Annotated in this window: 5 protein-coding genes and 2 pseudogenes; 1 reads left to right on the top strand and 6 read right to left on the bottom strand. The window is 49.5% G+C overall.

Features of this window, described 5'->3' with window-relative positions:
• Window positions 1-130 (top strand): annotated as a pseudogene (locus tag ACKOVI_RS05335) (GDP-mannose 4,6-dehydratase); the annotation flags it as partial.
• Here the strand turns inward: ACKOVI_RS05335 and ACKOVI_RS05340 are convergent.
• The 6 genes and pseudogenes from ACKOVI_RS05340 to ACKOVI_RS05365 form a co-directional block, all read right to left on the bottom strand.
• Window positions 124-516 (bottom strand): annotated as a pseudogene (locus ACKOVI_RS05340) (GDP-mannose 4,6-dehydratase); the annotation flags it as partial. The pseudogenes ACKOVI_RS05335 and ACKOVI_RS05340 overlap by 7 nt on opposite strands.
• Complete coding sequence (locus ACKOVI_RS05345) at window positions 513-1445, bottom strand: GDP-L-fucose synthase family protein (RefSeq protein ID WP_509603041.1); 933 nt, start codon at window positions 1443-1445, stop codon at window positions 513-515. The pseudogene ACKOVI_RS05340 and the gene ACKOVI_RS05345, both read right to left, overlap by 4 nt.
• A 10-nt stretch (window positions 1446-1455) precedes the next feature.
• On the bottom strand, window positions 1456-2532 hold the full coding sequence (locus tag ACKOVI_RS05350; RefSeq protein WP_509603042.1) for an aspartate-semialdehyde dehydrogenase: 1077 nt from the start codon (window positions 2530-2532) through the stop codon (window positions 1456-1458).
• Window positions 2529-3800: an aspartate kinase gene (locus ACKOVI_RS05355; protein ID WP_509603043.1), complete on the bottom strand. Its 1272-nt coding sequence runs from the start codon at window positions 3798-3800 to the stop codon at window positions 2529-2531. The genes ACKOVI_RS05350 and ACKOVI_RS05355 overlap by 4 nt, the downstream gene beginning before the upstream one ends.
• Before the next feature lie 90 nt (window positions 3801-3890).
• Complete coding sequence (locus ACKOVI_RS05360; RefSeq protein ID WP_509603044.1) at window positions 3891-4910, bottom strand: acetamidase/formamidase family protein; 1020 nt, start codon at window positions 4908-4910, stop codon at window positions 3891-3893.
• 5 nt (window positions 4911-4915) lie between these two features.
• Window positions 4916-6310, bottom strand: a complete 1395-nt coding sequence (locus ACKOVI_RS05365; protein WP_509603045.1) for an APC family permease — start codon at window positions 6308-6310, stop codon at window positions 4916-4918.
• Window positions 6311-6407: the final 97 nt, after the last annotated feature.

The following is a 6407-nucleotide window of genomic DNA, read 5'->3' on the forward strand; positions in this document are numbered from 1 at the left end:
GGCATCGACATCAGAACTCTTTGGCTCTACTCCACCACCACAGAATGAAAATTCTGTATTCCGCCCACAGTCACCATATGCAGCGGCAAAGTTGATGGCCTACTGGTGCACAGTTAATTATCGCGATGCCTGATAGAAACGGGTATCGATATCTGCGCTGCGGATTGCCTCAAGTAAGCCCACTGCGCCTACTGCATCGACCTGGCCTGTGTACTGAGGCATGGTGAAAGAAACCTGCACATGTGATTGTGCGCCGAGGTTGTAGACCTCAGTTGGCTTTACTTCGCGAATGAGGTTGGTAAGACCAACACCATCGATGAGATCGCCGTAGTGCAAGAACAATTGTGGGTTCTTCACATGTGGATCTTGATAGATGTGATCGATGCGTGATGTATTAAAAGTTGAGGAGCGACGGATAAGGCCGTGTACTTCATAACCTTTTTCCAGCAAGAACTCTGCAAGGTATGAACCATCTTGACCTGTAACACCGGTAATGAGGGCTACTTTTCTGCTCATCGTCGTACTTCTCCCTTAGCTGTTGCATCTTTATACCAAGCGATAGTTGATGCGATTCCATCGCGCAGTGAAATCTGTGGTGCCCATCCAAGGGCCTTCGCCTTTGAAACATCGAGAACCTTACGAGGTGTTCCATCAGGCTTTGATGAATCCCACGCGAGTTCACCTTCAAATCCTGCAAGCTCTGCCACTAATTCAGCGAGTTCCTTAATAGTGAGGTCTTCACCGGTGCCGATATTCAAATGATCGGATGAGTTGTACATCTTTCCGAGGTGAACAACCGCAGCTGCAAGATCATCTACGTGCAAGAACTCGCGCTTCGGCGAACCTGTGCCCCATAGAGTTTCAACAGGTGCATTCTTCTCTGCTGCTTCAACAAAACGGCGAATAAATGCAGGCAAGACATGTGAGCCCTGGAGTTCGAAGTTATCGTTGATTCCATACAAATTAGTGGGCATCAATGATATCCAGGTGCGGTCGTACTCTTTACGAAACGATTTAATCAGTTCGATGCCGGCAATCTTTGCGACTGCATAGGCAGAGTTTGTCTCTTCAAGCGGGCCAGTCAGCAAATACTCCTCTTTAATCGGCTGAGCACAATCGCGTGGATAGATGCAGCTAGAGCCAAGGAAGATGAACTTCTCAACATCTGCAGCATGGGCTGCTTCCATGAGATTGCTTTGGATGCGGACATTGTCCGAGAGAAATTCCACGGGGAATGAGTTATTTGCGCCGATTCCGCCGACCTTGGCAGCGGCATCGACAACCAAGGATGGCTTTACATCCTTGAGGAATTTGAAGGTGGCATCGCGATCGAGCAGATCGACAACCTTTCGGCTGACAGGAATGACTTCCTCGCCAGCTGCTTGATACGCCCGGACTATCGCTGAGCCGGCAAGTCCTGTGCCACCGGCCACAACGATTGTCATGGAAGTTATCTTACTTGGTGAATTCCTTCGCTAAGAGCTCTGCGATTTGAGCCGTGTTGAGCGCAGCTCCCTTACGCAAATTATCACCACAAACAAATAGGTCGATTGCCTTTGGATTATCGAGAGATTGACGCACGCGACCTACCCAGGTCGGATCTGTTCCTACAACATCTGCTGGTGTCGGGAACTCCTTCTTCTCTGGATTGTCATAGAGCATGACACCCTCGGCCTTCTTCAGTGCGGCTTGCGCGGCTTTGCGAGTAACTGCCTCTGCAAATACAGCGTGAACAGTCAGCGAGTGAGTTGTAATCACCGGTACGCGTACGCAGGTTGCTGAGACCTTGAGCTTTGGCTTACCGAGAATCTTCCGCGATTCATTACGAACCTTAAGTTCTTCGGATGTATATCCCTCTTCCTTGAGTGAACCTGCCCAAGGGACAACATTCATTGCAAGTGGAGCTGGAAATGGACCGAGATCTTTGATTGCACCACGAACATCTTTGGCGACTGATCCAAGGTTCTTTCCTGCAACTTTCGAGATCTGATCATGAAGTGCATCGATACCTGGTTGGCCAGCACCAGAAGCTGCCTGGTAGGAAGAAACCACGAGCTCCTTCAAGCCAAACTTTCGATCGAGTGCACCCATCGCAACAATCATCGAAAGTGTTGTGCAATTTGGATTAGAGATAATTCCCTTTGGACGCTTCTTGATGTCCTTTGGATTGACCTCTGGAACTACCAACGGCACTTTCTTATCCATTCGGAAGGCACCAGAGTTGTCGACAACGACAGCGCCACGTGCTGCAGCAATGGGTGCCCACTCTGCAGAAACTTCATCTGGAACATCGAACATTGCAATGTCGATTCCATCGAATGCCTCTGGAGAGAGAGCAACAACTGTGAGCTCTTCGCCTCGGCATATCAACTTCTTGCCAGCGCTTCGAGCTGATGCGATGAGACGAATCTCGCCGTAGACATTCTTACGAGTACTCAAAATGTCGAGCATCACGGTACCGACTGCACCGGTAGCGCCGACAACCGCAAGTGATGGAAGCTTCTTCTTGGCAGATTTAACTTTGCTACTCATCGTCCTGTACCTCCATAAACAACAGCCTCGTTCTGATCTGAATCAAGGCCAAAAGCAGTATGTGCAGCCTTTGCTGCGCGCTCGAGATCGCTCTCACGAACGATGATGGAGATGCGAATTTCAGAGGTAGAAATCATCTCGATATTGACGCCCGCTTCAGACATAGCAGCGAAGAATGTTGCCGTCACACCTGGGTGTGAACGCATTCCTGCTCCAACGAGGGAAAGCTTTCCGATGGTGTCGTCGTACTGAATTGATGCGAATCCAACTTCACCTTGAATCTTCTGCAAGACAGTGGTTGCTTCTGCGCCATCTGCCTTTGGTAATGTGAAAGAGATATCTGTAAGGCCAGTTGCAGCTGCTGAAACATTTTGAACAATCATGTCGATATTGAGATCGTTATCAGCAAGTGCCTGGAAGATACGTGCGGCAACACCTGTGCGGTCAGGAACACCAACGATAGTTACCTTCGCCTCTGACTTATCGTGTGCGACGCCAGCGATGATTGCTTGCTCCATGGTGCCTCCTTCTGGGTGGTTTTCAACGACCCATGTGCCTTCTAGTGGTGAGAAAGATGAACGGACGTGAATAGGTAAGTTGTAACGGCGTGCGTATTCGACGCAGCGCAAGTGAAGAACCTTTGCACCTGCTGCAGCAAGTTCAAGCATCTCTTCATAGGTAACTGTTGAAAGTTTGCGAGCACTTGGTACTGCGCGAGGATCTGCAGAGAAGATTCCATCCACATCTGTATAAATTTCGCAGACGTCTGCATCAAGTGCAGCTGCGAGTGCAACTGCAGTTGTATCTGATCCGCCGCGACCCAGTGTTGTGATGTCTTTTGTATCCTGCGAAATTCCTTGGAAGCCGGCAACGATTGCAATGTTTCCCGAATCAATCGCTTCACGGATACGGCCAGGTGTCACATCGATGATGCGCGCTTTGCCGTGAGTTGAGTCTGTAATAACGCCGGCCTGTGAACCGGTAAAAGATTGCGCTTCAAAACCAAGATTGTTAATTGCCATTGCAAGGAGAGCCATCGAGATTCGCTCGCCAGCCGTCAGCAACATATCGAGTTCGCGTCCTGGTGGAATTGGACTGACTTGGTTTGCGAGATCAATTAATTCGTCGGTTGTATCGCCCATCGCAGATACGACTACGACGACCTGATTTCCCGCCTTCTTCGTTGCCACGATACGTGCAGCAACGCGCTTCATGCCCTCGGCATCAGCGACTGAAGATCCACCATATTTTTGAACGATGAGCGCCATGCCTTAAGTCTGAGGCCATACTTTCTATCGCGCCAGCCGAAATTAGGAAATTCTCATTATTTGAAACATAGATAAATCCAAATAATGAGATTACTTGGTTGCCCGGTACTCCTTGGCGATAGCTGCAAGTCGGTCATGGACTCCGCCGTAGACCATTGGAGAGGGAAGATACTTCTTCTCAATTGCAGAGACAAAGGTGTAATTGGGGTCAACGACATTTCCCACCGGGGCGGTTCCAGCTTGGCTGACGAGTTGGAGCGCATCGAGGGTGTCGAGCTTCTGCTCGCCGGCAATCCAGGTCACAAGATCATGTTGGCTGATGCGATAGGCATCTTCGAGCGGCCGGGTCGATCCGGTGCTCATGATGGCGGTATCGCTCTCAATGCGAGGCCATGCGGTGCCTACGCCCTTGATGAGGTCGACCACGATGACTGTATTCATCGCCGCCTCGACAGCGGTTCCGATTGATTCACCTTCTCCTTGGCGGCAGTGGCCATCACCAATAGAGAGGAGACCGCCCGGATGATTGACACCAAAGTAAGCGGTGGTGCCGGCACGAAGTTCTGGTGTATCCATATTTCCGCCATGTGCATCAGGGGTAATAGTGGCACGGGATTCAAATCCACCGGGAGCAACACCTACAGTTCCGTGCATAGGATCGAGCGGCATTGAAACTGTATAGCCACTCTTTGTTGCATGGTAGGTCACTGTTCTTGCGACTGTATCCACATCATATTTCCAAACGCGTTCTTCTAGCGGTTCATGAAGCATCGCGGTTTGGTGGGTAACGGTCAATGCACCGAAGTGCGGAAATGTACTTGAAACTGCCCAATCACGTGCAGGTTCAATTTCAATAAAGTGCACAGCAAGTGTGTCACCCGGTTCTGCACCTTCGACATAGATAGGTCCCGTCACAGGGTTAAGAAAAGGGAAGACACAAACCTGACTAGGAAGAGTGTCAGCTCCAGTAACTGCACCACCGAAACAGTCTTCGGTATACATCTGAATAACTGTGCCTGGTTTAACCCGCAACATCGGCTCACTCCTTCCAAAGAAGAATGAGAATTGATCCTTAGTTGGTTGGAGTGAGACGACGTTGAGGTTAGACATGAGTCTTAGTTTTCCATTCCTGAGAGCTTTGGTTTCTTTCCACGTGCAGTCTGTACAACGAGAATCAAAATTCCCAATGCAGCCCACACGATACCTGTGCGTTGTGCAGCAACATTTGCCTTCACAACAACCCAGCTTAGAAGAATTATTCCAAGAATTGGAACAACGAGGTGGCGCCAGTTATCTCCACTCTTGTTGCGGATTTTGTGATGGATAATGACTGAAAGGTGCAACACAATAAAGGCGGTGAGTGCGCCGAAGTTCACCAGCGTTGAGGTCAAGGTAAGTCCGAAGTCCTCTTTCTGAGTTACAAAGTAGAGGCCAAGAACTACGCTGATTCCGCTAGTTACATAGGTCGCATTTACCGGTCCGCCTGACTTTGGGTGGATCTTTGCGAGGAAGCTTGGCAGTTGCTTATCGCGTGCCATTGCAAAGAGAAGTCGTGAGGTTGCAGCCTGAGCTACGAGAGCATTGGCAAATCCCCACGCAATTGCGGTTGCAAGTGCAGTTAACTTATTAAGCCATACTCCACCTGCAACTTCTGCAGCGGCATAGAAAGCAGTTCCTGAAGGATCGCCCTCTGTAAGTAACTTATCTGTGCCAGGTACCAACATCGCTGCAATCCAAGTCTGGACGATAAAGAGTGAACCGGCGAGCAGAAGTGCAGCAACCATGGACTTACCAATTTGGTCCGCCTTCTCTTTGCTCTCTTCTGCCAGCATTGAAATTCCGTCGAATCCTAAGAACGAGAGAACTGCAATTGAAACAGCACCTAGTACGAGACTGATTGAGAAAGTCTTTGAGTTATAGAAGGCGTCAAAAGAGAAGCCGTTACCCTTGCCAGAAGCAATCGCAATGACACCGATGACGATAAAGAGTGCCAAGACTGCAAGCTCTGCAATCAGGAAGTACTTGTTGAACTTAGCTGTGAGTTCGATACCTCGAAGATTGACGATGGTGTTGGTGATGATAAAGACCAAGAGCCAACCCCACACAGGGATGCTCGCTACAAAGGAGTTCATAGCAATCGCAGCAACGATGTAGAGCAACGTTGGAACAAGAACATAATCTAGGAAGATAACCCAGCCAGCTAAAAATCCGATACTTGGATTAATGCCGCGACCCGCGTAGGTATAGACAGAACCTGCCATTGGAAATGCACGGGACATTTGTGCGTAGCTCGAAGCGGTCAACATCATGCCAACCATTCCGATTGCATAAGCGAGGGCGACCATTCCGCCTGAGCCATTGAAGACTCCACCAAAGATTCCGAATGGTGCAATGGGCACCATGAAGATCAGACCGTATGTAAGCAAATCTCTAAACGATAGAGCTCGATGCAATTCCTGCTTGTAGCCGAATTGCTCGATGCTCTCATTGGCACCTTGAGGGTGTGACATAGAAGAGTTCTCCCTTCACCTCGGGTACTTCCCAGGCGATTCGGAGATTGTAGGTAGCTACTGACTAGTCAGGTGGGGATTACCCGCATAAATTTCT

Source organism: Candidatus Planktophila sp. (genome assembly GCF_046070465.1).
Lineage (GTDB): Bacteria > Actinomycetota > Actinomycetes > Nanopelagicales > Nanopelagicaceae > Planktophila.